19 protein-coding genes are annotated in these 25,555 nt (G+C 53.1%); 12 read left to right on the forward strand and 7 right to left on the reverse strand.

Annotated elements, in window-relative coordinates; all coding sequences use genetic code 11:
• Positions 1 to 63 precede the first annotated feature (63 nt).
• The gene (locus tag FUA23_RS01580) at positions 64 to 1,896 is read right to left on the reverse strand and encodes an ABC transporter ATP-binding protein (RefSeq protein WP_147928954.1); all 1,833 of its coding nucleotides are present in this window, start codon (positions 1,894 to 1,896) and stop codon (positions 64 to 66) included.
• Positions 1,897 to 2,020: 124 nt separating this feature from the next.
• On the opposite strand from FUA23_RS01580, the gene FUA23_RS01585 reads away from it, so the two are divergent.
• The 3 genes from FUA23_RS01585 to FUA23_RS01595 all read left to right on the forward strand — a co-directional run bounded on the left by FUA23_RS01585 (position 2,021) and on the right by FUA23_RS01595 (position 6,051).
• Positions 2,021 to 2,887 (forward strand): DUF6089 family protein, encoded by an 867-nt coding sequence (locus FUA23_RS01585; protein ID WP_147928955.1) that lies wholly within the window; start codon positions 2,021 to 2,023, stop codon positions 2,885 to 2,887.
• A gap of 112 nt (positions 2,888 to 2,999) precedes the next feature.
• A complete protein-coding gene (gene guaA, locus FUA23_RS01590; protein WP_147928956.1) occupies positions 3,000 to 4,541 on the forward strand; it encodes a glutamine-hydrolyzing GMP synthase in 1,542 nt (513 codons plus the stop codon).
• Entirely contained in the window at positions 4,498 to 6,051 is a 1,554-nt protein-coding gene (locus FUA23_RS01595; protein ID WP_147928957.1) for an ABC transporter substrate-binding protein, read from the forward strand. The genes guaA and FUA23_RS01595 overlap by 44 nt, the downstream gene beginning before the upstream one ends.
• Positions 6,052 to 6,146: 95 nt before the next feature.
• On the opposite strand, the gene FUA23_RS01600 is transcribed toward FUA23_RS01595, so the two are convergent.
• Together FUA23_RS01600 and FUA23_RS01605 are read right to left on the reverse strand one after the other, a co-directional pair.
• The gene (locus tag FUA23_RS01600) at positions 6,147 to 7,253 is read right to left on the reverse strand and encodes an NAD(P)/FAD-dependent oxidoreductase (protein ID WP_147928958.1); all 1,107 of its coding nucleotides are present in this window, start codon (positions 7,251 to 7,253) and stop codon (positions 6,147 to 6,149) included.
• A 13-nt stretch (positions 7,254 to 7,266) separates the two neighbouring features.
• On the reverse strand, positions 7,267 to 8,295 hold the full coding sequence (locus tag FUA23_RS01605) for a LacI family DNA-binding transcriptional regulator (RefSeq protein WP_147928959.1): 1,029 nt from the start codon (positions 8,293 to 8,295) through the stop codon (positions 7,267 to 7,269).
• A 198-nt stretch (positions 8,296 to 8,493) separates the two neighbouring features.
• Here FUA23_RS01605 and FUA23_RS01610 point away from each other — a divergent pair, with 198 nt between their 5' ends.
• From FUA23_RS01610 to FUA23_RS01630, 5 genes are all read left to right on the forward strand, one after another.
• Entirely contained in the window at positions 8,494 to 12,180 is a 3,687-nt protein-coding gene (locus FUA23_RS01610; RefSeq protein WP_147928960.1) for a carboxypeptidase regulatory-like domain-containing protein, read from the forward strand.
• 33 nt (positions 12,181 to 12,213) lie between these two features.
• Positions 12,214 to 16,302 carry a hypothetical protein gene (locus FUA23_RS01615; RefSeq protein ID WP_147928961.1) on the forward strand — a complete coding sequence of 1,363 codons (4,089 nt, stop codon included), beginning with the start codon at positions 12,214 to 12,216 and terminating at the stop codon, positions 16,300 to 16,302.
• Between the two features lie 269 nt (positions 16,303 to 16,571).
• The gene (locus FUA23_RS01620; RefSeq protein WP_147928962.1) at positions 16,572 to 17,618 is read left to right on the forward strand and encodes a PorV/PorQ family protein; all 1,047 of its coding nucleotides are present in this window, start codon (positions 16,572 to 16,574) and stop codon (positions 17,616 to 17,618) included.
• Between the two features lie 286 nt (positions 17,619 to 17,904).
• Positions 17,905 to 18,378: a transcription elongation factor GreA gene (gene greA, locus FUA23_RS01625; protein ID WP_147928963.1), complete on the forward strand. Its 474-nt coding sequence runs from the start codon at positions 17,905 to 17,907 to the stop codon at positions 18,376 to 18,378.
• Between the two features lie 71 nt (positions 18,379 to 18,449).
• Positions 18,450 to 18,845 carry an HIT family protein gene (locus tag FUA23_RS01630; RefSeq protein WP_147928964.1) on the forward strand — a complete coding sequence of 132 codons (396 nt, stop codon included), beginning with the start codon at positions 18,450 to 18,452 and terminating at the stop codon, positions 18,843 to 18,845.
• Here the strand turns inward: FUA23_RS01630 and FUA23_RS01635 are convergent.
• The gene (locus FUA23_RS01635; RefSeq protein WP_147928965.1) at positions 18,837 to 19,214 is read right to left on the reverse strand and encodes a VOC family protein; all 378 of its coding nucleotides are present in this window, start codon (positions 19,212 to 19,214) and stop codon (positions 18,837 to 18,839) included. The two genes, FUA23_RS01630 and FUA23_RS01635, sit on opposite strands and share 9 nt — an antisense overlap.
• A gap of 97 nt (positions 19,215 to 19,311) precedes the next feature.
• On the opposite strand from FUA23_RS01635, the gene hemL reads away from it, so the two are divergent.
• From hemL to FUA23_RS01650, 3 genes are all read left to right on the forward strand, one after another.
• A complete protein-coding gene (gene hemL, locus FUA23_RS01640; RefSeq protein WP_147928966.1) occupies positions 19,312 to 20,619 on the forward strand; it encodes a glutamate-1-semialdehyde 2,1-aminomutase in 1,308 nt (435 codons plus the stop codon).
• A 29-nt stretch (positions 20,620 to 20,648) separates the two neighbouring features.
• Positions 20,649 to 20,792, forward strand: coding sequence for a DUF2614 family zinc ribbon-containing protein (locus FUA23_RS23030; protein ID WP_187270846.1), 144 nt, complete (start codon positions 20,649 to 20,651; stop codon positions 20,790 to 20,792).
• 132 nt (positions 20,793 to 20,924) lie between these two features.
• On the forward strand, positions 20,925 to 22,097 hold the full coding sequence (locus FUA23_RS01650; RefSeq protein ID WP_147928967.1) for a PLP-dependent transferase: 1,173 nt from the start codon (positions 20,925 to 20,927) through the stop codon (positions 22,095 to 22,097).
• A 6-nt stretch (positions 22,098 to 22,103) separates the two neighbouring features.
• Here FUA23_RS01650 and FUA23_RS01655 read toward each other — a convergent pair whose 3' ends face one another.
• A complete protein-coding gene (locus tag FUA23_RS01655) occupies positions 22,104 to 22,370 on the reverse strand; it encodes a hypothetical protein (RefSeq protein WP_147928968.1) in 267 nt (88 codons plus the stop codon).
• Between the two features lie 129 nt (positions 22,371 to 22,499).
• On the opposite strand from FUA23_RS01655, the gene FUA23_RS01660 reads away from it, so the two are divergent.
• Positions 22,500 to 23,648: an NAD(P)/FAD-dependent oxidoreductase gene (locus FUA23_RS01660; RefSeq protein WP_147928969.1), complete on the forward strand. Its 1,149-nt coding sequence runs from the start codon at positions 22,500 to 22,502 to the stop codon at positions 23,646 to 23,648.
• 71 nt (positions 23,649 to 23,719) lie between these two features.
• On the opposite strand, the gene FUA23_RS01665 is transcribed toward FUA23_RS01660, so the two are convergent.
• Both FUA23_RS01665 and FUA23_RS01670 read right to left on the reverse strand, forming a co-directional pair.
• A complete protein-coding gene (locus FUA23_RS01665; RefSeq protein ID WP_147928970.1) occupies positions 23,720 to 24,595 on the reverse strand; it encodes a DUF6503 family protein in 876 nt (291 codons plus the stop codon).
• A 254-nt stretch (positions 24,596 to 24,849) separates the two neighbouring features.
• Positions 24,850 to 25,431: a Dps family protein gene (locus FUA23_RS01670; RefSeq protein WP_147928971.1), complete on the reverse strand. Its 582-nt coding sequence runs from the start codon at positions 25,429 to 25,431 to the stop codon at positions 24,850 to 24,852.
• Positions 25,432 to 25,555 lie beyond the last annotated feature (124 nt).

The following is a 25,555-nucleotide window of genomic DNA, read 5'->3' on the forward strand; positions in this document are numbered from 1 at the left end:
ATCGGTGCAGCCTGCGGCTACGCTGGGGGAGGAGCGGCTGGGCCCGTAATCAGCCCGGCCAGGTTAATCTAACTGAAACTGGAGTCTTGCGAGCGCCGAGTAGGCTCCGTCGGTAACTGCGTTGAGCTCGTCGTGGGTGCCTTGTTCTACAATGCGTCCGTTTTCAATCACATAGATACGGTCAACTTCGCGGATGGTGGCCAGGCGGTGAGCAATGATGATGGATGTTCGGCCCTCCATCAGCCGGTCGAGTGCTTCCTGTACAACGCGTTCGCTCTCGGCGTCGAGGCTGCTGGTGGCTTCGTCGAGCAGGAGGATCGCCGGGTTTTTAAGTATGGCGCGCGCAATGGCTACACGCTGGCGCTGGCCGCCACTCAGCTGGATGCCACGATCTCCGACTATGGTGTCAAAGCCTTCCGGGAATTTTTCGATGAACTCCAGGGCGTTGGCCTGGCGGGCGGCTTCACGAATGGCTTCTTCGGTAGCGTTCAGAGCTCCGTAAGCAATGTTTTCGCGGATACTACCTCCGAAGAGGAGAACTTCCTGAGGAACAAGTGCAAGGTTGTCGCGGAAGTGATGAAGGTCGTAGTCTTCCACGTTTTTACCATCTACCGTGATACTACCGTCGCTGATGGGGTAGAAGCGAAGCAGCAATTTCATGATGGTTGACTTTCCGCTTCCGGAAGCTCCTACGAGAGCGATCTTCTCTCCTGGTTTGATGGTGAGATCAATTCCCTTGAGGACCTGAATGTCGGGGCGGGTCGGGTAATTGAAATGGACGTTGCTGTAGTGAATGTTTCCCTCGATTTTGGCGGTGGAACTGTTGCTGACGGAGGAACTACGTGTTTCAACCTCCATTGCACCGGCGTTTGCGCCCTCAGTTTCTTCACTGTCCAGGATGTCGACCACCCGGTCAGAAGCACCGAGTGCTGAAACTATTTCACCGTAAAAATTGCCAAGGCTGGCGATAGAGCCTCCGATCAGCGCCGTGAAGATGACGAACGAAAACAAGTCGCCTTCGGGAAGGGAACCCGCCTGAACAAGTAAAACGGCGCGGTAAATGATGTAGAACAGCGAACCGAACATCACCGTGACGATGAACGAAGAGAAAAGGCCGCGGGCCGAGGCTGTTTTCAGCGAAATCCGAACGGTTTCATCGATGCTTTGGCCGTAGCGGGAGCGTTCGAACTCTTCGTTGGTATAAGCTTTAACGGTTGTAATACTGCTGAGGCTTTCCTCTACGATGACATTAGACGCGGCCAGTTGCTCCTGGCGGGCTTTTGTCATTTTACGCACATACTTACCGAAGAACATTGCCGCAACCACCACCACGGGAAAGATAGCCAGGCTGACGAGCGCAAGCTTGGTCATCGTCCAGAGGATGAAAATGATCGCTCCGGTCAGAATAATGAGTTGGCGCAGGAACTCGGCGAGGGTGAGCGAGAAGATTCCCTGGATCTGGGTGATGTCGTTAGTTATCCGGCTGGTAATTTCCCCCACGCGGGTCCGTTCAAAGAACGGAATCTGAAGATGAAGGATTTTGCCGTAGAGGTCTTTCCGCAGGGAAGCCATCGCTTTCTCGCTTACTTCGGCCTGCAGGCGAACGCGCAGGAAACTCAGTGGAGCCTGAATGATGAGGAGCACAGCCAAGAGGGTGAATATTTCGGTCACCGTAAGATCGTATTTCCCTTTGCCGCTGATCACGTTCAGGGCTTCCCCCGGCAACTGCAACAGCACAAGGAACACCAGGCTGCTGATCGCAAGGATGATGAAGCTGAGAATAAACTTCCACCGGTAAAGCCAGACGTAATCGAAGATGCGTAAGCTCCGGTTGAACTTTTCCTTTTGGGTGCGCCCTGAATCAGGGCGGTCGGTTTTGTCAGTTGTTTTAGCCATAAGCAATGCAAAGGAAACCCATTACGCCGCATTTTGAGGTGTTCAGCACAATTTTTGGCGTAACTTTGAGCTTTCTATTACGGGAATATTGCACTTCTCCCCAAAAACTGAAATCTAACAGGCTATGCAAACTCGTTTTTCCTTTCTTCTTTCCATCCTCTTCGTGATTGGAGGCATTTCTGCCGCCCAGGCACAAGAGCTGGAGTTCGGTCTCAAGGCTGGTACCGCACTTTACAGTGGAGACCTTAGCCCAAAGGAGTTCGGACTCTACCCCGATGACCTCAATTTTGCGGGTGGGCTGTACCTGCGCTACCGCCCCGGTGGGCGGTTTGGTATCCGGGTAAACGGAGACTTCGGCCGGATCAGTGCTGAACGGGACGACATGAGAGCCCCGAACGAAATGGGCGTTTTTTTGGACGTGACCCGTAATTTCCGCTCTTCGATTACTGAGTTCAATGCTGTGCTCGAATATGACCTGTTTTACCTTGGTAACCGAGATGGTAACTACTTCGCGCCTTACATCTTTGGTGGTGTCGGTGTACTCAGCTTCAACCCGGAAGGAGAAATGGATGGCGTTTACACTGAGCTTCAACCGCTGGCCACTGAAGGCCAGGGGAGTGGCCTGAGCCCGGCCTACGATGCAACACCCTACGAACTGACAACTGTCGTTGGTGTGTTTGGAGGAGGTGTAAGGGTTCGTTTTGCGGACCGTATTGTGGTTGGCCTCGAGCTTGGCGGGCGTAAAACAGGAACCGACTACCTGGACGACATTTCCGATACCCGCGTAAACTACCTCGATGTACTTCAGGGTGACAACGGAGGTTTGGCCGCCCGGTTCTCGAACCCAGCAGTACAGGACCCCGCGGAAGTAGGTGATCTCTCTTACTCACGTGGTGGCGATGCCGAAGACTACTACTTCATCGGTAGCCTTACGGTCGGAATCACCATCGGAGCATCAGGAAGTAATAAGTCAGGCTGCTACAAATTCTAGTCAGCCTTCAACGATCATCGATTTTGGTAATTAGCATTTAGAACTTAGCCAATCCCCGGCTAAAGACTAAATGCTAATTGCATTTACAAACTAATCCATTACCTTCGCCCCCATGACGGAGAAAGTGCTAATCCTCGACTTTGGCAGCCAATATACCCAGCTGATTGCCCGCCGCATTCGCGAGTTGAACGTATACAGCGAAATTGTACCTTTCAATAAGGTACCTGAGCTGGATGATACCATCAAAGCGGTGATCCTGAGCGGAAGCCCCTTTTCGGTAAGGGAAGAACGTGCGCTGCACCCAAATCTTGAGCCCCTGATCGGTAAGCGACCGGTGCTCGGTATTTGCTACGGAGCACAGTATGTGGCCCAGCACTTTGGTGGGCGCGTAGAACGTAGCGAAACTAGAGAGTACGGTAAAGCTAACCTCGCTACCATCCATAAACCCGAGGGACTGATGACTGGCATTGAAGCCGGAAGTCAGGTATGGATGAGCCACGGCGATACCATCAAGGAAATACCGGAACAGTTTGAGCTGTTAGCCAGCACCGCAGACGTAGAAGTTGCGGCCTATGGCAGTAAACCAGGAGCATTCAGCGAACCGGTGTTCTGTATCCAGTTCCACCCGGAGGTATATCATAGCCTGGACGGTAAAGCTTTGCTTAAGAACTTTGTGATCGATGTCGCAGGATGCACCGGAAACTGGACGCCAGCCCACTTCATCGATGATACCGTTGCTGCACTTCAGGCAAAAATTGGTGATGACCGTGTACTGCTCGGCCTTTCGGGGGGAGTAGACAGCTCTGTTGCCGCAATGCTGTTGCACCGCGCCATCGGCGATCGACTCTTCTGCTTTTTCATTGACAACGGTCTTCTCCGTAAAGATGAGTTCGAGCAGGTGCTGAAAAGCTATGACGGCATGGGCCTCAACGTAAAAGGTATTGACGCCAAACAGGAGTTTTATGACGCCCTGGCCGAAATCTCCGACCCGGAGTTGAAACGTAAAGCCATCGGTAAGACCTTCATTGACGTCTTCGACCGTGAAGCCAAGAAGCTAACTAACATCAAGTACCTCGCCCAGGGTACAATTTACCCCGATGTGATCGAGAGCGTATCCGTTCACGGCCCGTCGGTTACCATCAAGAGCCACCACAACGTTGGCGGGTTACCCGCCAAAATGGGACTCAAGATCGTGGAACCGTTGCGGTTCCTGTTCAAGGATGAGGTCCGCAGGGTCGGAACCGAACTCGGCATGGCCGATCACCTGATTAAGCGCCACCCGTTCCCCGGCCCGGGCCTCGCTATCCGCATTCTGGGAGACATCACTCCTGAGAAAGTGGACCTGCTGCAGAAGGCAGACGCCATCTACATCAACAAACTCCGCGAATACGGACTTTACGACCAGGTGTGGCAGGCAGGTACCATTCTCCTGCCCGTACAATCCGTTGGCGTAATGGGAGACGAGCGCACCTACGAGCAGGCCGTCGCGTTACGCGCAGTAAACAGTACCGACGGCATGACGGCAGAATGGAGCCACCTGCCGTACGACTTCCTGGCCGCCGTCAGTAGTTCGATCATCAATAATGTAAAAGGGATTAACCGCGTCGTATATGATATCAGTACCAAACCGCCGGCCACCATTGAGTGGGAATAACCTGAGCACTTTCGTTGCACTAGCTCTGTTGCTGGTCTTCGTTTCTTCATGTGAACTCTTCAAGCCAGCCGTGGATCCCGGAACCGGCCAGACAACCGGTACCGATGAGTCCCGGCGGGAACAAGAGGGCGAAGACCTCGATCCCGTACAGAGCCGCCGCGTTTATGACCCGGCTACGGGAACGTACATCTACGTTGCCAACGCGCCGACCGATAAAATGGATACCGTTCGCTGGACGACCGTCTCCGAAGACCGTAACCCTCCTATCGTTGAAGAAGGGGGTAATGATTACATCCCCGACAACCAAACCGGCGTCGATACTAACGGTGAAACCGGCATGACGCCCGTTTCTCAGGTAGGAACAACGCCCGAAGGCTCTCGCCTTTTGAATGGCTATAACGTAGACTTCGTCCTGCCCTTCCTCACGGATCGTTACCTCGGTAGCGAGGATAAAGTAGACGCAAACTCGCAGTGGTCGCTCCATTTTTACAGCGGAGCTAAACTCGCTCTCGATGATATGCGGGGCGCAGCTAACGTAAACTATAACGTGAACGTACAGGACAGCAGGGCCAGCGAAGCCAGGGTGCAGTCAATTGCCGCCAGTCCTGAGTTCAGCCAGTCTCAGGTTGTGATCGGCCCGTACCTCAAGAACAATGTTTCTGCCCTGGCGGAAGCCGCTCGTGGCAAAGAGACCGTTCTGATCTCACCCTACAGCGCAAGCGGAGGCATTACCGAGAAGAACCCTAATTACGTCCAGGTAAACCCGACCCTCGAAACGCACATGCGGTCGTTGTTGCAACACGCCTACAAAACCCAGGGAGCCGACCGCATCGTTTTGGTGACCGGCATGGACCCCAACCAGAAAACCCGCCTCGGCTATATTCAGGACGAGTACAAAATTCTGACGGGTAACGCCCAGATTGAACCACTCGAAGAAGTGCAGGTGGATATGAATGACGCGAATACCAGCCTGCGGGATTACCTCAGGGGCCGCAAAACGGTATTCATTGTACCTATTTACGAGGACGAATCTTTCGTTGCCAACTTCCTACGTGTCCTGTATTCCGAAACACGCGATGATTTCGGCCAGAACGTAGCCGTTTACGGTCTTCCGCAGTGGATCGATTTCACGCGGATCAATTTCGATTATTACGAAGGGACAAATGTTCATGTGTCGAGCAGTGTGTTTATCGACAAACTGAACCCTGCCGTTCGTGAGTTCCGCCGCAAGTTTTTCGAGCGTTACGCAGCGCTGCCGCGCGACGAGGCGTACGTGGGGTACGATGTTACCCGTTATTTCCTGCGGATGGCAGCCGAGCACGGCACCCGTTTCCAGTACGCTCTGGAAGCTAATCCGGAAGATCTCATGCATACGCGCTTCCGCTTCCAGCCGGTGGCCGTGGTTCCGGCAGGAGCAACGAATTTCGAGCAGGCTACCCTGGATCGCTTCGAGAACAAATTTGTCAATATCCTGCGGTTCCGTGATTACTCGTTCAAAAGAGTGAATTAATACGCGGCGCGAGCGCAGGTGCAAAGCAGGTTTAAAAGCAAAGGCTTGTAACCCGGATGTTGGAATCGGCTGATAGTCGCTGGTCAGCATCCAGGTTACAGGCCTTCCTTTTTGGGAGAAAACCGGTCGATGTTTACTTCGGCAGGAATAGGGCTGCCGTTCAGGATTGCCTCCGCCAACCAGCGTGACCCGAGAGGAGCGAGTGAGCCACCTTTGGTGCCCAGTCCGTTGAAGATCCAGAGGCGGGGGAGCTCGGGGTGCTGACCAATGAACATTCTTCGGTCACGGACAGTAGGGCGCACCGCTGCCCGGTGGTCGATGATTTCGTATTTCGTGCCGGTAAGGACTTCGGCCAGCCGGTCTTCAAGAAACTTTCGGTTAGCCGGGGTAGGGGAGTCGTCGGGGAATTTATTCTCGCTGGTAGCTCCCACCCAGTAGGTATCGTCGGAGAGCGGTACCAGAAAAACCCGGTGCTTGAACATTCGGTCGAGGACCGGTGCTTCGGTTTTGACGATGAGGACCTCGCCTTTATTTCCGCCGTGCGGCAGGTAGCTGAAATAAGGGTTGAAGCGCGCGCGCCACCCCTCGCAACAAATAATATGGTCGTAGGTAGCGCTGCTCTTTTGTCCTTTCGTTGCACCTGCGCTGCGGCGCCCCTCACCTGATGCGGGTTCTGCACCGAGTAGTCGTGGTACGCCGGAATAGTCGAATCTATCCGTCTTCAACTGGTCGCCGGAAGTGATTCTTTCCCGGAATGCAGCAACCAAACCCGCCACATCGACCCTTGCTGCATGACGAACGCCGGCGTAAGCAAAGACCGGAACAGTAAGCACCGGAATACGCCCCGGGGCGGGGTTATCGTCCATATATTCGGGGTAACCGGCGTCTGCTGACCGGGCCTGCCAGTCGTTGAGGTCTCCGCGGTTATAGAGTGTACGAATCAGCGGTTGTTCGTGCCAGAAAGTGAGGCCAAGCAACTTTTCGAATTCCAGGTAGCACGATTTTGCTTCGGGAATAAGTTCGTCGATGCGCCAGCTCTTTACGAAGCGCCGACCGGTGATAGGGTTGATGATTCCGGCAGCTACGGAACTGGAGGCGGTTTGTTCCGGAGCGTCGATGTAGTGGACTGTATGGCCGGCCAGTTCAAGGCGCCGGCCGGTAAGGGTGCCGGCCAGCCCCTGGCCGATAATCAGAAATTTCATTGTTTGGGGGCTTTTACTCACTGCTTCCCCGTACGATTACGCGGGGAGAAAGGACCAGCTTGGGGTCGGCATCGATGGCGGAAGAGTCATCGTTCAAGGCGGCCATTAGTCTTTCCGCCGAGCGGCGGCCCATTTCGAGGGTCTGCTGATCGACAGTGGATATCTTTGGAGTGATGATTTCGGTGAAAGGCTCATTTGCGAAGCCGATGAAGGCGATATCCTGAGGAACACGCAGGCCCAGGCTTTGAGCAGCGCGGACACCCCCTGCTGCGCTGAAATCGCTGGCGGCGAAGATGGCGTCAGGCCTTTCGGGGAGTTGCCATAACTTATGGAATGCCTCTTCTCCACTATCGAAGTGGTTTTCGATCTGGACGACATAGTCGTCGTTGACGGGGAGGCCTGCTTCGGTTAGTGCGCGCAGGTAGCCTTTGTACCGGTCCCGGTAAATATGCAGGTACCTTGGTCCGTTGAGATGGGCGATGCGCCGGTAGCCTTTGCTGATGAGGTGTTTGGTTGCCTCATAGGCCCCTTTTTCGTCGTCGATCACGACCGCAGGGGCCCCGATGTCCTCGGGGATGTTGTCGAAGAACTGGATAGGTAAGCCACCTTCGATGAGTTTGCGGTAAAAATCCTTGTCGGTTTTTCCATCTTTAGCGAGGGAGATGAGGACCCCGTCGACCTGTACGCGGCGGAGGGTCTTTACCATGATTTGCTCTCGTTCGGAAGAGTCGTAGCTCTGGCAGACCATAATATGGTATCCTTCTTCGTCAGCTTTTTCTTCGATCCCTCTGATGACGCTGGAGAAGAAAGCCCGGTCGATGGCGGGAACAATAACCCCCAGAATATCTGACCGGCCGCGACGCAGTGCTGCGGCAATATGGTTGGGTTGATAATTGAGTTCAGTTGCTTTCTCCTGGACTAAATCCCTGGTTTTTTTACTGACTACAGGGTTGTTGGCCAGGGCACGACTAACAGTGCTGGCGTTGAGTCCAAGTGCAAAAGCAATATCATGAATAGTTGTTTTACCGGTTTTTTTGGCCATGATGCTAAGGTAGCCACTTTTGCTCCGGCTTTAGGTAAACTTGTTTACATTTGCGGAAATAGCACACAAGGGTTCTTTTTTGTCGGCTGAATTACTCCGATACGATCAACGGGAAATAATCCAACTTAGTGCACCACTTTTGTAGTCAGGCCAGCCATCTTCGGTTTCTCGGCACCATTCAGATTAAACTCACCAGGTATGAAAAGAACGCTACTCCTCTTTTTACTCGTGTTTATTTCCATTTCCGCTTTTGCTCAGACTGCCCTTAAGGGTAAGGTGACAGATCCGGATTCGGGAGAAGAACTTCCGTTCGCCACGATTCAGCTTTTCAAAGAAGGCGCTTTTGTTAACGGCGTTACCACAGACTTTGAAGGCAACTATTACTTCTCTAATATTGACCCGGGTACTTACGATATTCAGGCAGACTTCACCGGCTACCAGGGTATTCGCCTCACGGGTATCGTTGTAACTCCCGGTAAAACGAACGTTGCCGATGTTGAAATGACCAACGATGGAGGTGTTATTCTTGAAGAAGTTGTGGTTAAGGCCTTCCGCAAGCCACTGATCGAGCAAGATAATACTACCTCGGGCCAGACGGTTACCTCGGAAGAAATCCGAAACCTGCCGACCCGTAATATTAACCAGATTGCCTCGATTGCGGCTGGTGCATCTTCTGCAGATGAAGGTGGTGCGATCAACATGCGTGGTTCCCGCTCCAATGCGACGAACTACTACGTTGATGGTGTACGGGTAAGTGCAACAAGCATTCCTGACTCTGAAATCGAAGCACTCCAGGTAATTACGGGTGGTGTTGAAGCACGGTACGGTGATGTAACGGGTGGTATCATCTCGATTACGACCAAAGGCCCCGCAAATAACTTCAGTGTAAATGCCGAAGCAGAAACAAGCGAAGGATTGGACAACTACGGACAGAGCCTGGTTGGCCTTTCTGTGAATGGGCCCATCCTTAAGAACAGCGAAGGAAGTTCCATCCTTGGTTACCGTTTTAGTGGTCGTTACTCTTACAGCGAAGATGACAGCCCATCCGGAATTCCAGCTTACCGGGCTAAGGACGATGTAATCGCTGCCCTGGAGGCTGACCCACTGCGAATTGTTAACTCGGGAACCAACCTGATCGAATTCGTTTCTGCTGACTTCATCAACAATGATGATGTTGATGCACTAAAAACACGCCCCTTCGAGGAATCGAGCGGCATTAACCTCAACGGTAAGATCGATGCCCGTCTCAGTGATGCCATCGACATCTCTTTTTCCGGCGCTTACGGAAAGTTTGAGAACCAGTTCACTCCGGGCAACTGGCAGTTGCTGAACGCTGCTCGTAACCCAACCCAGAACAGCCAAAACTACCGTGGTAACTTCCGCTTCCGTCACCGCCTCGGCGGTTCAGGTGTTGCAGATGGTGGTACCGGCAGCAGCAGCATCATTCGTAATGCCAGCTACACGCTCCAATTTACAGCAGAGAACACGCGGAGCGACCTGGAAGACCCTATCCACGGAGACAACCTGTTTGCTTACGGACACGTAGGAACGTTTGATATTGACTACATCCCTGTATTCGACTTCAACGAAACCCTGGATTCTGCCTTTCAGACAGATTACCGTGAAGTAATCCGCTCTTTTGATGCGACTACCTCCAGCAACCCGATTCTTTCCAACTACAACAATATTCTCGATCTGTCTGAAGACCAGATCCTCACTATGGGGGCATACGGTATTCAGGGAGATCCGAACGCTTCTACCTTTTTCGATTTCCGCGCAGGTGGTGTTGTCCCGATTAGCCTTGACCGTTTCTACACGATCAACGGTCGTACCAACAGTGCCTACGTCAATACCTGGTTCGACAGCAATGTCGGCGCCGTATACAACGTCTTCAACAAAGGAGATAACGATACTTATACCTTCCAGGCGAACGCTTCCTTCGAAATCGTTCCTGGTAGTTCAGACAAAAGCCGCCACAGCATTCAGCTTGGTGTTATTTACGAGCAACGGACCAACCGTAGCTATAGCGTAGCTCCACGAGGTCTCTGGACTGCCGCGCGCAGCCGCGCAAACCAGCACCTGGTATCTGTCGACGGCACTAACCGGGTCGTTGATTCAGTATTCGTAAGTGAACCTAGCGCAATCGGAGGATTTGAGGGCAACGTAGCGGTGCTCGCTCCTACTATTCAAGACAACGATGGTCAGTTTTACCAGGCGATCCGTGAGCGCCTTGGTGTCCCGCTGGATGAATTCGTTAACGTTGATGGCCTGAGCCCAGACCAACTGAGCCTCGACCTGTTCAGCGCCCGCGAACTGACCTTCGACGGTCTTGTGGACTACTTCGGTTACGACTACCTGGGTAACGAGTACGACGGAACTTTTGATGACTTCTTTACGGTAGGGGCCGATGGAGAGCGTTCATTCGACGTTGCGCCGTTCCGCCCGATTTACGCGTCTGCTTACCTGCAGGATAAATTTACCATCAATAAGATGATTTTCCGTCTTGGTGTACGTGTAGACCGTTACGACGCCAACACTAAGGTTCTGAAGGACCCTTACAGCCTTTACGAGATCATGGGAGCAGAAGACTTCCACACCAACTTCGGCGGTGAACGCCCCGGTAGCATTGGTGAAGATTACAAAGTATACACCGACGTTAACAACGGTACCGACGTAGTTGCTTACCGCCGTGGTGATGACTGGTTCCGCCCTGACGGTACACCAACCAACAGCCCTTTGGAAATCGATGCATTGCGTGGCCTGCTTCCTACCCCTAAGTACGTCAACCCTGCTGTCCATGAAGTGGCTGACTTCATCAAAGACGATGCCTTCTCTGTTGATGACTCTTTCAAAGACTACGAGGTACAGTTCAACGTGATGCCACGTCTGGCTTTCTCTTTCCCTATTTCAGAGGATGCCAACTTCTTCGCGCACTACGATGTACTGCTCCAGCGGCCGCCGAGCAATAGTTACGCAACACCACTGGATTACTACTTCTTCAATGACCGTTCTACGAGCAGCACGTTCAACAACCCGTCTTTGCTCCCTGAGCGTACGGTAGATTACGAAGTAGGATTCAAAACCCGTCTTTCCGAGTCTTCAGCGCTTACGATTGCTTCTTACTACAAAGAGATGCGAGACATGATCCAGCTGCGCACTTACCTACCGGTACCTACTGTAAGTTCCTACACTACCTACGACAACCAGGATTTCGGTACGGTTAAAGGTTTCAGCCTTACGTACGATCTGCGTCGCACCGCTAACTTCACGGTTAACGCCAACTACACCCTTCAGTTTGCTGATGGTACAGGATCTGGGTCTACCTCTCAGGCAGGTCTGACCAACCGTGGTAACCTCCGTACGCTCTTCCCCCTCAGCTTCGATGAGCGTCACCGTGTAAACCTTGTTCTTGATTACCGTGTAGGGCGCAATACCGGCCTCCCCGGATTCTTTAAAGATCTCGGTATCAACCTGCAGACTTCCGCTGTATCCGGCCGTCCTTACACTGCTACTTCTATTCCTACCCAGTTCGGCGGTTCGAACACCGAAGGCGCGATCAACGGTGCCCGCAAACCATTCAACTTCACGATGAATGGCCAGATCAACAAAGACTTCAAAATCGGTAACAACTCAAGAATGAACGTTTACTTCCGGGTTTCCAATATTCTGGATCGTCGTAACGTACTGAACGTTTACTCTTCTACGGGTTCTGATTCAGACCCTGGGTACTTGCAGTCGAGCTTCGGCCGTGATGAAATCGAAAACATCGAAGCCGGTAGCCGTTCCCTGGAAAGCTTCCTTGCTGCCTACCAGTGGAACGTGATCAATCCTGGTTTTTACACGCTGCCGCGTCGTATGTACCTCGGTGCTCAGTTCAGCCTTTAAACCTTACTTCCGCCAATTAATAAAATTTAAGTTATGCGAGTTAATCAACTCATACTTTCTCTGATCGCGCTGGTGGGGTTTGCTGCCCCTACAGCGTTGTGGGCCAAGGAAGGCCCCGATCGAGGCCGACCAGCAATGACGGCCTCTCAGCAGCAACAGATTGATTTCCGGGCTGCCTGTGACAACGCGACGGCCCAAACCGATATGGACGTTAACAATGTACGCGCCCGCCTGACCACAGGCGGTGACGTATGGTGGAACGGATCTGCCGGCCGCTATGTAGTACCTAAAGTGCCAACCGGCGTAGATGAGGTAAGCTCAATCTTTGCCGGAGCAGTCTGGCTGGGTGGTAAAGACCCGGGGGGTGGACTGAAAGTTGCCGCCCAGCAGTACGGCCGTGGAAGTGGTAACTTCGATTTTTACACCGGCCCGCTTACTGATGAAGGTTTGACATCAAAAGACACTTGTGCCCGCTGGGACCGTTTCTTTACCGTTAGCGGTGAAGCAATCCGGGAACTGCGTGCTGCTTACGAGCTTGTTCGTGAAGACCCCAACGGGCGACTGGACCCCTCTACTCTCCCCGACGAAATTCTCGGTTGGCCGGCAACCGGAAACCAGTACTTCTTCGATGTACACCGCTTTGAACTCCCTAACACCACACAGGGACTCGCCGGTTTCTGGGACGAAGACTTAGATGGTATATACGATCCTACCCTGGGAGATTACCCAATCATCGAAATCCGTGGCTGTGGCGAAACACCACAGTTCCCGGAGGAAATGACCTTCTGGATCTATAACGATGCGGGTAACACTCACCGTGAGTCTAATATTCCCCAGCAGATTCAGATGGAAGTTCAGGTGCAGGCTTTCGCTTACACTACTTCTGACGACATCAACAGCATGACTTTTCAGCGCTACAAGCTGATCAACCGTGCGACGGAGGACATTTTTGATACTTACTTCGCGATGTGGGTGGATGCTGACCTTGGTTGCTCTCAGGATGACTACGTGGGTACCGACACTACGCGCTCTTTAGCCTACGTTTACAACTCCGATGTTCTCGATGGTATTGGTACCGGTTGTGACTGTGACGGCGCGAACACCTACTGTGATGAAATTCCAATTCTGGGTGTTGATTACTTCCGTGGCCCACGGAAGCCGATCTTTGATGAAGATGGCAACCAGATTGGTGAAGAAGAACTCGGAATGAGTTCTTTCATCACCATTTACAACTCTTCTCCGGGTAGCCCGGATCCGGGTACTACGGACCCTAACACGGCTCAGGAATACTACAACTACCTGCAGGGCCGCTGGCTCGATGGTAGTACACTGCAAAATACCGGTGACGGCTATGACGAAGCAGGTGCAGAAGAGACACGCTACGTTTTCTCTGACGCTCCCAACGTAACGAATGGCTTCAACATGGTTACCGCCGATCTCGGCCCTCGTGACCCTCGTACTCTGCAGGCTTCTGGCCCCTTTACCCTTCAGCCTGGTGCGGTAAACGAACTTATTATTGGTGTGGTCTGGGTTCCGGACCAAACTTACCCTAACCCTTCCATCCAGCGTCTGCAGCAGGCCGATGACCTCGCTCAGAGCCTCTTCGACAACTGTTTCGACATTTGTGACGGACCGGATGCACCGGATGTTGACGTTATCGAACTCGACCGTGAGGTTATCCTCCTGTTGAGCAACAACATCGCCAGCAACAATTACGAAGAAGCTTACGTAGAACCGGGTCTTGGTGTTCCCGAAGGTTTCGACAGCCTTTACCGCTTCGAAGGCTACCGTGTGTACCAATTCTCTGGGCCTAACGTATCCCTCGCAGAAGAAGGAAACGTTGAGCGTGTGCGCGAAATCGCACAGTTCGACCTTAACAACGGCATTACCAAAGTCTTCAACTGGAATCCGATTAACGAAGACGACAACCCGCTGCTTGAGCCCTACCTGGCACCCGAGCTGGTCGCTACCGGAACCGATAACGGTATCCGCCACAGCCTCCGGATCACGCAGGATGCCTTTGCAAGTAGTGGTGACACGCGCCTGATCAACCACCGGCGTTACTACTTTACCGTAGTCGCCTATGGTTACAACAATTACAAAGAGTACGATCCGCTGAATACCGATCTCCCGGGCCAGCCGCAGCAATACAAGGCTTCCAGCCGGAATATTGGAGACAACCTCACAGGAAGTCCTTTCTACCAGGTAATCCCGCGTCCGATCCTGGACCGTCAACTGATGGCAGATTACGGTGACGGAGCCATCGTTACCCGTATCGCAGGTGAGGGTAACAACGGTACTTTCCTGGACATTAACGACGAGACACGCGAAGAGATGGAAAACGCTTTCGCTGCCGGTGAAACTGTCTTCCCCGAAATCACCTACGAAACCGGAGCAGCTCCTATCGATGTATTCGTTGTCAACCCACTTGGAGTTGTAGATGGAGATTACGAACTTACTTTCGTTGACGCAGACATGAGCGATGAAAACTTCGACGAACCCGTCAACTGGATTCTTCGCAACCTCTCTGACCCCGGTGCGATGACTGTGATGAGCGAACGCCCTATCAGCCAGCGCAACGAGCAAATTATTGGTGAATACGGTTTCTCTGTGAACATCGGTGACGTGGAAGAACCAAGTGATCCTGCCCTTGCAGAACAAGGCAATGGTGTCATTGGTGGTAGTATCTCCTACGACGACCCGGACGGAGACAAATGGTTGGGCTTCCTGCCCGACGGTCTCGACATCGGCCTGAACCTTCCGGTTCAACTGCGGGACGAACTATTCAACTACGTCAATAACGGCGTGATGGAACAATTTGAAGAAGATGATCCGAACCAGGACTTCAACAACCTGTTCCCCGGTATTTACCCGTACCGCCTGATGAACTGGGAGGAACGCGCGAGCGGATTCCCGTTCTTCTCTCCGGTTTGGCTCAACCGTACCAACGGTACGGCTAACACCCGGATGTCTTTGGAGGACCTCACCAACGTAGACATCGTCCTGACTTCCAACAAAGACCTCTGGTCTCGTTGTCCGGTAATCGAAACGTCCAACATCTTCTATGAGGACGCCATCATCAACGGAACACCAGTGAAGACTGACGACGACCGCCCTATGTTCGACACCCGTGACGCACCAAGCGTCACGAAGAACGCAGGCAGCGATGGTTTACCTGAAGTAGACACAGACATTGACCCTGCAATGGAAACAGGAATGGGTTGGTTCCCCGGCTATGCTGTTGATGTGGAAACCGGTCAGCGCCTCGAAATCTTCTGGGGTGAGAACAGTCTCTACGACGGTCGCAGCATCGGTAGCGGAGACTTCACCGCGCAAAGCAACGGTAACGATATGATCTGGAACCCTTCAGACGTAATTCTGGAGCCAGTACCGGAATCTGACCTGAACGCCTACACTTTTGTTGGTGGTGGTCAGCATTACTTCTACGTGACCAAACTACCTTACGATGGTGGTGAGTACCTAGAAAGCCGCCTCAACCCTCACCCATCCGCCAGCCGTAAGGTGAACGGTATCCGTGAAATCATTTGGGCAGGATTCCCGCTGCTGTCTCCTGGTTCCGAGCTTCTGTCTTACGAGGACGGTATCGTCCCGAACGACGCAACCATCAAACTGCGGGTTAACAATAAGTACGACTTCCGCGAAGGCACCGAAGACGCAACTGGTTACCCAACGTACCGCTTCAGCATCGACGGTAAAGCCGCTGACGACAACGATGCTGCTGCCAATGAGCGCGAGTTGGACATGATCAACATCGTTCCTAACCCGTACTATGGCTTCAGCAGCTACGAAGACAGTGCTCTGGAGACCATCGTGAAGATCACCAACCTGCCCGCTAAGGCTACGGTGACGATCTACTCGCTCGACGGTAAATTCATCCGCAAATACGAGCGTGATGAAGCGCCGACGGCACTGCGTCGTTCCGACAGCCGCCCGATCGGTACACGTCAGGTTACTCCGGCACTGGAATGGGACCTTAAGAACTTCAAGCAGATTCCGGTTTCAGGTGGTGTTTATCTCATCCACGTTGAAGCTCCGGGACTTGGTGAGCGTACGCTGAAATTCTTCGGCGTTCAGCGCCAGTTCGATCCTACCGGCCTCTAAACGGCCTTTGCTGCCGCCCGTTCCGAATACGAAATTCGGAACGGGCGGTGCATTTATCTCGGCCCCGAAAAGGGGCGAGGCCGCAGGTGCAATGAAGGTTTTAAGCAGGCAAGAACATCCGGTGAAGTATATCCGCACCGGAAACATTGCTCTTAAAAAACACACCCTGTACCTGCGTCAGCGCCCAAATCAACTATCAGCGATTAGTCGCTTCACATAAAATCTTCTCCCCTGTAAATACCAGGGAGACAACTAACCACTCAAGTAGCATGAAGAAAATCTACCTACTCGCATTATGTTTCGGTCTGGCGACCTCCGTCGCCTTTGCCGGAAACCCTGACCGCCAGGGCGAAGCCGGGGCAGCACAATTGCTGATGAACCCATGGGCTACCTCTGCTGGTCTTCATTCAATGAATACCTCAAGTGTCTTCGGTGTGGAAGCTATGCGGATCAACCCCGCAGGCGTTTCCCGCTTCAACGGTACCGAGGTGAAACTCGGATACGCCAACTACCTGCAGGGAACCGACATCGCCATGCAGGCGATTGGTGTTGCCAGCTCCAACGGAAAAGGTGGCGCTATCGGCTTTAGTATTATGAGCCTCGACTTTGGCGATATCCCGGTTACTACTACCGCACAGCCGGAAGGTACCGGTGGTGACCTCAACATCAACTTCCTCAACATCGGCCTTACTTACAGCTATACTTTCGAAGAAGCGGTATCGGTAGGTGTTACCCTCCGCGGTGTCAGCGAAGGAACCAGCGATGTATCTTCGTTTGGGTTTGCTGTCGACGCCGGTGTGCAGTACGTGGCTGGCGAAAACGATGAGTTTAAATTTGGTCTGTCGCTGCGCAACATCGGCTCTCGCATGAGCTACGGTGGCCAGGGCATCACCGTTACCGCTCAGGCATCAGAAGGTGATTCCCGCGCCCTGCAGGAGCGCTCTTTCGCTTTCGAAATGCCAACCCTGCTCAACGTAGGTGCATCCTATGATCTGCTCACGAAAGCCGAAGGATCCAAGAACCGCCTGACGTTGATGGGTAACTTCACCGCCAACTCCTTTGGCCGTGATCAGTTAGGTGTTGCCGCAGAGTACGCCTTCAAAGAACAGTTCATTGCACGTGTGGGCTATCGTTCAGACATCGAGCAGAGCGAGCTTACGGAAGTACCGCTGTACGATGGCCTCAGTGCTGGTGCCAGCATCCGCGTACCTTTCAAAAAAGGTGACCCCAGCCGTAGCTTCAGCATCGATTACGCGTGGAGAAATACCCGTGTATTCAACGGTACACATAACATCGGTATCGGGATAAATATTTAGTATTCTACCGTTAAGTAAGCTAAGAGCGTGTCTAACAAAAGGCAGCAGTATTTAACAGCGCTTCGTGCACGACCGGCTACCTAACTATCTACTATTTAATTATCTTTGGAACTAAGATCGGAACAAAGACGTTTCTACCATGAGGTAGGAACGTCTTTGTTTTTACCCTTAACCCTCCGAACCTGTTTCGTAGGGAACCATTAAATGAACGGCAAGCCGGGTCTTTACTGCTTCCCCTCCCGGGGAAGAAAGGAGGACTTTAGCCTCTGCCCCAAACAATTCTACTATGTCCAAAACCCACTATCTGTCACAGGAAGGTTTCGACAAACTTACCGCTGAACTCGAAGAGCTCAAAACCACTGGCCGGCAGAACGTAGCTAAAGCCATCGCCGAGGCAAGGGAGAAGGGAGACCTCTCCGAAAATGCCGAGTACGATGCAGCCAAGGATGCCCAGGGCCTTCTGGAAATGAAGATCAACGAGCTGGAAAAAGTAATGGCCAACGCGCGCGTTCTCGATGCCAGCCAGTTAGACACCAGTAAGGTAACGGTGATGAGTAAAGTCACCATCCGCAACGTTAAGGTCAAGAAAGAAATGACCTATATGCTGGTAGCCGAATCTGAAGCAGACCTGAAGGCAAAGAAAATTTCAGTCAACAGCCCAATGGGGGCTGGCCTGTTGGGCAAAGAGCCCGGCGACATCGCTGAAGTGGTGACGCCGAACGGAACAATTCAGTTTGAGATCGTCTCGATTAGCATTTAAAAACCGGAACCTGTAGCGCCGGCTTGAACCGGCACCACGCTGGTTCAGGCCAGCGGTACAACACCAGCATCATGCCAAGTATTTTTACAAAAATTATTGACGGGGAAATCCCCAGCCACAAAGTGGCAGAAACAGAGGAGTTTATTGCGTTTCTTGACGTTCGGCCGATGAAAGAAGGCCATATCCTCTGTGTTCCTAAACGAGAAGTAGACTATTACTTCGACCTGACGGATGAAGAAATTACCGGACTAACGCTGTTCTCTAAGGCCGTTGCCAAGGCCATAAAAGAAGTGATCGATTGCAACCGCGTTGCGGTTGGAGTACTTGGGCTGGAAGTTCCCCACGCTCACGTTCACCTTGTGCCCGTTACTGCTGAAGGAGACTTCCGCTTCGGGAAGTCCGTCGAGGTTTCCGCTGAGCGGATGGCAGAAATCAGGGACGCTATTGCTGCCGCTTATTCAGCCTAAGCGCCAGGGTGGGTTCTTGCGGTCTTCTCCGGCCCAAAACAAAATCAACCGGTTATTGTCCGGGTCACGGAGGCGTGCTTCACGCCAGCGCCATGTTTCATCGGTAGGCTGGGTGTCAAAATCCAGGCCTGCGGCTTGGAGGGCGACCACTCTTTCGTCGAGGTCCTCACATTCAAAGTATGTATAACTGCCTTCTCCCGAAGGAAGCTCGTCGACCAGGTGGAGGGAAAAGGTGGAGTCTCCGTTGGGGCATTCAAAGCGGGCATAACGCGGCGGCGCATGAACGATCAGCCGGAGGCCAAGGGTCTCGTAAAAGCTTATGCTTTGGGCAAGATCGAGGGTGGGTAAGGTTACTTGATTGAGATTCATTGAAAATAAAACTGTACGGCAGCTACTAAAGATTAAACTGCCCTGACGATTCCTAGCTTAACAACGGCTTACCTTCGCGCAACAAAATATTTGCCCCATGAAGTTCGAACAACGCATTCCCCGCCAGACCTCCGCCGATCTCTTTACCGAAGCTAAGGAATACTTTCCGGGTGGTGTCAATAGTCCGGTGCGTGCTTTCCGAAGTGTAAGTGGCCCGCCACTTTTCATCAAGGAAGGTAAAGGAAGCCGGATGACGGACGAAGACGACAACGTTTTTCTCGACTTCTGTTGTTCCTGGGGGCCACTCATCCACGGCCACGCCAACGATTACATCGAAGGAAAGGTGATCGAAACGGTCCGCAAGGGCACCAGCTTCGGTACACCCAACCGGATGGGTAACCGCCTCGGTAAGCTCATCCTGGACAACCATCCCTACATAGAACGCATCCGCTTTGTGAGCTCCGGTACGGAGGCTGTGATGAGCGCAATACGCCTGGCCCGTGGGGTGACGGGCAAAACCAAGATTTTGAAGTTCGATGGCTGTTACCACGGCCACGTGGACAGTTTGCTGGTGAAGGCCGGTTCAGGGCTGGCCACCTTCGGAACAAGTTCCTCTGCGGGCGTCCCTGAGGCGGTAGCAAAGGATACGCTCATTCTACCGCTCAATAAGCCTGAATTGCTGGAAGAAACGCTCGGCAAGTACGCCGATGACATTGCATGCATCATCGTAGAACCCGTTCCCGCTAACAACGGCCTCCTTATTCAGGACAAGGAATGGCTGGAATGCCTGCGCGCCAAAGCAGACAAGCACAACGTGCTGTTGATCTTTGACGAAGTGATTTCTGGCTTTCGGGTAGGCTTCACCGGCGCAGCAGGCTATTACGACGTGAAGCCAGACATCATTACCTTCGGTAAGGTGATCGGTGGTGGCTTCCCCGTAGGAGCCTACGCTGCCAGCGCGGAGATCATGGATCATATTTCGCCGGTAGGCCCGGTTTACCAGGCAGGTACACTCAGCGCCAACCCCGTTGCCATGGCGGCAGGACTGGCAGCGCTGGAGTTATGTCTTACACCAGGCTTCTACGAACTACAGGCCAAGAAGACTCACGCGATGGCTACCGCCATCGAAGCTTACGCCAAAGAGAAGGGATATCCTCTCCACGTTCCCCACATCGGCTCTATTTTTTGGTTGGCCTTCGGCAACGAGCGTATTACCCGCTCAGATCAGATCGACCCGGCTAACATGGAGTACTTCAAGGTGATTCACCACGAGCTGCTCCAAACGGGCGTTTACCTTGGGCCAAGCGGCTACGAGGTAGGTTTCGTATCGGGGGCGCACTCCGTTGCCGACCTGGAAGAAGCGGTTCGTAAAATCTGTGCGGCCATGGATGTAGCTTTCGGGTAAGGACCGCGCGGCAAGCCGAGGTTCAATCGTTGCTCTTTATCCGAATCTGTGCACCTGCGACCGCGTCTGCATTAGTATTTTGGATCGTTGGCCTGTTGGTTCGTCGTGACGTGAAGGTCTGTTGTCCCGGGCGCTCGAAGACGCTTAAAATGCTCCGCTCCGCTGCGTTTTAAGCGCGCTTCGAGACCCTCTACGTGTATTTGAAATTATCGAGGTGCTTGCAAATGTCGCCTCTGAAAACCTTTTGGGGAGCGAACCAACGCTCCAACGAACCCAAATACCAACGAACCAATTACCTTTGCCTAATGAATAAAAACTGGCAGCCCCAGACCCGCGCTATCCGCGGACAGATGGACAAAACGCAATACGGCGAGCACTCTACGCCGCTGTTCCTGACGAGCAGTTTCACCTTCGGCTCCGCCGAAGAAATGGCCGCTGTCTTTGCCGGAGAACAGGAAGGACTGATTTATTCCCGCTACAGCAATCCGGGAGTAGATGAACTGATTGCAAAAGCCTGCGCTCTGGAAGGAACCCAGGCCGGTTTCGCCACTGCCTCCGGCATGGCTGCCGTTTTTGCCAGCCTGGCTGCGCTTGTAAAGCAGGGCGACCACATTGTTGCAACCCGCGCGCTCTTCGGCAGCACTCACCAACTACTGACCAATTTTCTGCCCAAATGGGGGGTGACTTTTACCTACGTTGAGCCCGATCAGCCCGAAACATGGTCGGCCGCGGTACAGGACAATACGGTGCTCTTCTGCACCGAAACGCCATCTAACCCGGGGTTGAAGCTGGTAGACCTCGAAGCCGCGGGCAGACTCTGCAAAGAGCATGGCCTCTTATTCGTAGTTGATAATTGCTTTGCTACTCCAGTGATACAGCGACCTGCTGAATTCGGTGCGGATCTGATTACCCATTCGGTTACTAAATGGATGGACGGTCAGGGCCGCGTACTCGGCGGCCTGCTGTTGGGTACTGAGGAAGTGATGGAAAAGGTTACTGCCTTCTGCCGGCATACGGGTCCGGCCATGTCACCTTTCAACGCCTGGACGGTCAGCAAAAGCCTCGAGACGCTTCACCTGCGAATGGATGCGCACTGTCGTTCAGCGCTCGTGATGGCCGAATGGCTGGGGAAACAGAGTGGCGTTGCCAGGGTGCATTACCCTTACCTCCCGAGCCATCCGCAGTACGAGTTGGCGCAGCGACAGATGTCGGCCGGCGGAGGCATCGTAACCTTCGAGCTCAAAGGCGGTATCGAAGCAGCGCAACGGCTGCTCAACTCCGCAGAGTTGTGCACCCGCAGTTCCAATCTCGGCGATACGCGGACCATCCTGACACATCCGGCCACCACAACACATTCCAAACTGACCGCCGAAGAACGCGCGCGGGTGGGCATCACCGATGGCCTTGTACGGATGAGCGTAGGACTGGAAGCTGTCGTAGACATTCAGAATGACCTGAAGCTGGTAGGGGAGATGTAGCGCTTTCTATTCACTGATCTCCAACAGGTGCTGAAGTTTATGGAGTGCTTCAGGCTTGTCCCGCAAATGATCCCGCAGGGTAGTTTTGATGAGATCAATGTGTTCGTTTGGGCTTTGCTTTACTTCCGCAAAAATCCTGGCTCCTTCCGCCGGGTCATTCTTGAGGAACACCGGGCGGAGGTAATCTTCCCAAATGGCGGAACGTAGTTCGTGGCGGCCGGAGTCTTCGGCAATTTCGAAAAGAGCGGCGTCGATGGTCGGTTGCAGGATCATAATTTGTATTTTTCGCTAAAACGGGAGTAAGCACCATCGGAGTTCGGTTTGTCCTTCGGTTTCTGGACTTCGGCGGCCACTTTCGTGTATTCGTTACCTGATGCACTTCATCCCAATAAAGATCATGCTATGAATATGTTCCGCCCTTCTTACTGGGAGCAAACAACTTTCTTTCGCTCGCCAGATGTAGTCGTAATCGGAGCGGGGCTGACCGGCCTGCAGGCGGCACTCGCCCTGAAGCAGGCAAATCCGAAGTGCGATGTTCTCGTGGTTGAACGTGCTGCCGTTCCGCGCGGAGCAAGCACGCGCAATGCTGGTTTCGCCTGCTTTGGCGGGCCTACCGAACTCTTAGCCGATATGGATGCCTACGGTGCAGCATCTACCCTGGCTACGGTCCGCGAGCGGTTTGCGGGCATTCTCGCGCTGGAACGTGACTACTCGCAGCGGAACATCGGTTGGCGCAAGCACGGTGGCTACGAAGTTATCGATGATAAGAAAACGGCGGAGATGGTCAGTGAGCGCCTGCCGGAACTGAATGCGCTCTTAGCGGAGGTGACGGAACTGAAAGATACCTGGTCGGTCGTTGCGGATTCTGGCTGGTCAGGAAGTATAAAACTGAGCCTTCATAACCGGCTCGAGGCTCAGTTGCACCCAGGTAAATTGGTGTCGTTGTTGCTGGAAGATTGTCATCGTGCGGGGGTGCGTTTCCTTTTCGGTTGCCAGGTGGATCATGTGGGCGCGACCGCGGGTGCGGTGACGGTTGAAGGAGCAGGATGGGGTAGAGTAGATGCTAAACAGGCACTGGTAACCGTAAATGCTTTCGCCCGTGATCTGCTCCCCGCTGAGTTTCCCGAAAGCATCCGGCCAGTCCGCAACCAGATTTTGCTGAGTGATTCCTTGCCGGACTTTAAGCTGCGCGGTTGCTACCATTACCACGAGGGATACGTGTACTTCCGCAACGTCGGTAAAGACCGTATGTTGATTGGTGGTGCCCGGCACCGGGCTGGTGAAGCTTCGGAAACGGATGTTTTTGGCCCGAACGGAGTCCCCGAAGCGTTTCTGATCGATAAACTGAACGAATGGTTCCCTGAACGCAAATGGACCGATGCCGATTTCCCAACCCGCTGGAGTGGCATCATTGCCCAGGGAGACGGTAAATCGCCGGTGCTCCGGTACGCCAACAATAATGTGCTGGTTGCCGGACGCCTTGCCGGAATGGGAGTTGCGCTCAGTGCGGCCCTTGCCAGCCGGGCTGCAAAAATGATAAGTGAATCCTGAATTTGCGCCATGAAAAATAGCGCCCGGAGAGCCTCCGGGCGCTATTCTTTTATAGCGTAAGAAAAAGATGATTACTTACCCGGAAGATCGGTTGTAACCTTTGCTCCTGCGGGCTTAGCAAAAGCTTCATCCTCGGTGTCCGGACGGAACTCGTAGTCTTTGACGTAAATGTTGGTGATTACTTCGGTTGGCTTATCAGACCAGCGGGTGGTGTAACCCGTCGGTAGGGTAATGCCGTCTACGGTGGTTTTGCCACTGAGGACCATCAACTTTTCCGGAGAATGACCTTCGTCCTTGAAAAAACCGGGGTAGGAGACGATGTAGTTGAGTGCGTCCATCTGCTTGGTTTCAGGATTGATCCAGAGTACGTAGTAATCACCGTCGGCATCGCCGGTTCCCTGCTCGTAGGTCACCTTTATCTTGTTGTAAGTGGTTCCTTCCCATTCAGCGTCGGGAAGTTGCTCAAAGTTGATGCCTTCGTCAGCAAGAACAAACGGCAGGCCAACGAAGTAGTAGGGCGTAAGCGACCAGAAGCGGGGGCTGACGGTGGGCTTCACGTCGGCGGGGGCGTGCCATGCATCCTGGCCATCAAAGCCGTAGGTGACGCCTTCCTGATTGGCCGAGGTATGTACGGCGCGGGCGTTGACATAATCGTTGAGGATGTAGGAGTCGCGGATCGTTTTGTCGTCGGTGGGGAGGTACTGGAAGTGGTAGTAGAGTGGGCTCTGGCTGTACCATTTGTCGAGTCCGCCGTGAGCGTCGATGCTGGCGAGTACGAGCTTACCTGCGTCGGTTCCGCTGAGACGTTCGGTTGCAGCTTCGATTCGTTGGGCGAAGGGCGCAGGTGCAGGCTCAGTTGAAGGAGTAGGTTCTGCTGACTCAACGGCAGTTTCGTTACCGCAAGCCATGAAGGCTACGGCGAGAAGAAGGAAGAAAAAATTTTTCATTTGTTGGAGGTTTGCTTTAAATAGGTCTTTTGAAAGGCGATTGTTTGGCTGGCAACCCTGAAAGTGTCGGCTCAGGACTTTTACACGGATTTGCGTCATGTGAAATCCCGGACGTCACCTGGTCCGGATTCAGGTCATTGCTTTTTTTTGCGGGGCAGGCACAAAACAATCGAAGACTAAAAAGCCGCCGCTGCCAAATTAATGGCAACGGCGGCGATTGTGTCTTTCGGTTCAGAAAGAGGAAAGGAAGAAAATTATTTTTTCTTCTTTTTCTTGCTGTTCTCTTCCTCGTCAATTTCTTCTGGCTTGTGCAGCAAGCCAACGGCCATGCTGTCTTCGCCCAGGAAGTGTTCGAGGTGGTGACAACGGTCTTCGATTTTGAACAGGAAGCCTTCGAGCATAGATTTCGTACCGTAGTCTCCGTGCTTGATACAGAGTTCGATGGTTTTACGGAACTCAACGGCGATCTTCCGCTCGTTCTTCATGTTGTTCTCGAAACCGTCACGGATGTGGTAAACATCGGCTGGTTCCTGCTCGATGTAGGCGAGTTTTACGTAGTTTTCAAGACGGGTGGTTGGAGTGTAACCCAACAGCGTCATTCTTTCTGCTACTGCGTCGAGTTGGAGGTTTACTTCCTCGTAGTGGCCCTGCAGGAACAGGTGGATGTCGCGGAACTGTGGCCCCTCCACCAACCAGTGGTGCTTGTGGTACTGCGCGTACATGATCCAGAGTGAAGCAAGGTGTTTGTCGAGATCGGCAGCGATGGCCTTACAGGCTTTATCACTAAGACCAACGGGGTTTCCTTCGTAAGCAGATTTTTTTCTAAGCTTTTGCATTGTATAATGGTTTTTTGGTTCTTTGTTGCAACGGGAGCCCGCTTTTCAGAGTTCGGTTTGGCCGAAAAAACTGTTGCAACAAGAGCCTTGCCGCAAGGGGAAATGGAGAGATTGTAGCCACGGG

It is taken from the genome of Neolewinella aurantiaca (assembly GCF_008014675.1).
Lineage (GTDB): Bacteria > Bacteroidota > Bacteroidia > Chitinophagales > Saprospiraceae > Neolewinella > Neolewinella aurantiaca.

What these genes read in the sequence shown, in the direction of transcription:
- hemL (WP_147928966.1), top strand. Translation starts at nt 19,312, where the DNA reads ATGAAGTTCGAACAACGCATTCCCCGCCAGACCTCCGCCGATCTCTTT.
- FUA23_RS01665 (WP_147928970.1), bottom strand. Translation starts at nt 24,595, where the DNA reads ATGAAAAATTTTTTCTTCCTTCTTCTCGCCGTAGCCTTCATGGCTTGC.
- FUA23_RS01610 (WP_147928960.1), top strand. Translation starts at nt 8,494, where the DNA reads ATGAAAAGAACGCTACTCCTCTTTTTACTCGTGTTTATTTCCATTTCC.
- greA (WP_147928963.1), top strand. Translation starts at nt 17,905, where the DNA reads ATGTCCAAAACCCACTATCTGTCACAGGAAGGTTTCGACAAACTTACC.
- FUA23_RS01585 (WP_147928955.1), top strand. Translation starts at nt 2,021, where the DNA reads ATGCAAACTCGTTTTTCCTTTCTTCTTTCCATCCTCTTCGTGATTGGA.
- FUA23_RS01620 (WP_147928962.1), top strand. Translation starts at nt 16,572, where the DNA reads ATGAAGAAAATCTACCTACTCGCATTATGTTTCGGTCTGGCGACCTCC.
- FUA23_RS01605 (WP_147928959.1), bottom strand. Translation starts at nt 8,295, where the DNA reads ATGGCCAAAAAAACCGGTAAAACAACTATTCATGATATTGCTTTTGCA.
- FUA23_RS01595 (WP_147928957.1), top strand. Translation starts at nt 4,498, where the DNA reads ATGATATCAGTACCAAACCGCCGGCCACCATTGAGTGGGAATAACCTG.
- FUA23_RS01600 (WP_147928958.1), bottom strand. Translation starts at nt 7,253, where the DNA reads ATGAAATTTCTGATTATCGGCCAGGGGCTGGCCGGCACCCTTACCGGC.
- FUA23_RS01630 (WP_147928964.1), top strand. Translation starts at nt 18,450, where the DNA reads ATGCCAAGTATTTTTACAAAAATTATTGACGGGGAAATCCCCAGCCAC.
- FUA23_RS01580 (WP_147928954.1), bottom strand. Translation starts at nt 1,896, where the DNA reads ATGGCTAAAACAACTGACAAAACCGACCGCCCTGATTCAGGGCGCACC.
- FUA23_RS01670 (WP_147928971.1), bottom strand. Translation starts at nt 25,431, where the DNA reads ATGCAAAAGCTTAGAAAAAAATCTGCTTACGAAGGAAACCCCGTTGGT.
- FUA23_RS01650 (WP_147928967.1), top strand. Translation starts at nt 20,925, where the DNA reads ATGAATAAAAACTGGCAGCCCCAGACCCGCGCTATCCGCGGACAGATG.
- FUA23_RS01635 (WP_147928965.1), bottom strand. Translation starts at nt 19,214, where the DNA reads ATGAATCTCAATCAAGTAACCTTACCCACCCTCGATCTTGCCCAAAGC.
- FUA23_RS01615 (WP_147928961.1), top strand. Translation starts at nt 12,214, where the DNA reads ATGCGAGTTAATCAACTCATACTTTCTCTGATCGCGCTGGTGGGGTTT.
- FUA23_RS01655 (WP_147928968.1), bottom strand. Translation starts at nt 22,370, where the DNA reads ATGATCCTGCAACCGACCATCGACGCCGCTCTTTTCGAAATTGCCGAA.
- FUA23_RS01660 (WP_147928969.1), top strand. Translation starts at nt 22,500, where the DNA reads ATGAATATGTTCCGCCCTTCTTACTGGGAGCAAACAACTTTCTTTCGC.
- guaA (WP_147928956.1), top strand. Translation starts at nt 3,000, where the DNA reads ATGACGGAGAAAGTGCTAATCCTCGACTTTGGCAGCCAATATACCCAG.